The organism is Nocardioides hungaricus (genome assembly GCF_054782915.1).
Genome location: NZ_BAAGRO010000086.1, coordinates 1 through 1297, shown reverse-complemented (window position 1 = coordinate 1297; position 1297 = coordinate 1). Strand labels below are relative to the sequence as shown.

1 protein-coding gene is annotated in these 1297 nt (G+C 63.6%); it reads right to left on the bottom strand.

The window, feature by feature from the left end; all coding sequences use genetic code 11:
* On the bottom strand, positions 1-1297 hold a 1297-nt coding region (locus ACYVKX_RS23335), incomplete at both ends, for a hypothetical protein (protein WP_460836111.1).

The window sequence follows — 1297 nt, the reverse complement described above, 5'->3', positions numbered from 1 at the left end:
TGACGGTGGACTGTGCGACCCGCTCAAAGGCTGGGCTCGCAAGGACACAACCCTGCCCGACACGTTCAGTATCGAGCAGGCGGTTGTTGATGACACGACCCTTGGTCTGAAGTTCGTCGAGATGTTGGAGCCGGCGTAGGCAGCCGACGTCGTCGGGCTTGTTGATCACGGTCTCGACCCGCAACGCGCGGCCGTCCTTGAGGTATTGCTTGATCCGGGAGTTCTTGTAGAACGCATTGAGGGTCACCAGGGTGGTCTCGCGGGTGACAATCTTGGTCTTGTAGCCCCCGGACTTCGGGGGGTTGGGTCGTCCGCCACGCCCGCCACCCAAGCCTGGTCGACGGCCGGAGAAGATCAGCTCGACGCTCTCGGGACGGCCGATGTCGAGGTTGTCGACCACGAGTGCCTCGAAGAAGCTCCGGGCATGACGCGGGGCGTCGAAGACCATCGTGCGAGAGACCTCGATCTGGCGCATCGACAACTCCCACCAGTACCCATCGGCCCGATCCGAGACCCTCGGCGCCGCGTCATCAGCCAGTGCGGGCAGGCCGTGATGCTGCTGATCGCCCTGGGTCAATGGCAGCGGCAGCTGGCTCATCCAGCGTTCGAAGAACACCTCGATCGTGCCCGGTCCCAGCCGGTCGCAGATCGCCTGCAGCCCAACCGGGTCTTCGCAGGTCGCGAACCCGTTGGACAGCTCGGTGAACCCGATCCCCGCCTTCGTGGCTTGGCGTTTGGCCCACTCGTGGCCGTTGAGCCAGACCTTGACCGGGTAGGGGAAGTAGGCGCAGACCTTGATGAACGCAGGTCCGAAGTCCTCGTCCCACAGGTAGAAGTAGAAGCACGTCACCCGCCGCTCGGCACGGTAGAAGCTGAACCAGATCAGGTTGCCGTTCTCGCCACGGCCCGCGGGCTGGGAGGCGGCGAAGACGTTCTGGAACTCCTGCGCGATCCCGATCGCTGCGACCCCGCCCACCCCGGTCTTCGCCTGACGAGCGATGTGGGGGGCCATGACCTCTTGCTTGCGGTCGTGCTTGGTGAACTTCACCACCGGGATCTGGTGCACATCGGCATAGTCCTTCACCTCACGGCGGAACCGAGTACCCAGTTTCTCCAGGATCGCCGGGGAGGGGAGCGGGATCTTCAGATGCGCGGTCATAAACGAGGAGACCTGCCCCCCGACCTGAAGGTTCGGCACATAGCCGTTCAGGTAGATCCGGTCCAGACACTCCACATCGAGGGCGACATGACCATCGAGGAGATCACCGACCCGCAACACCTTCTCAGTCATCACCAC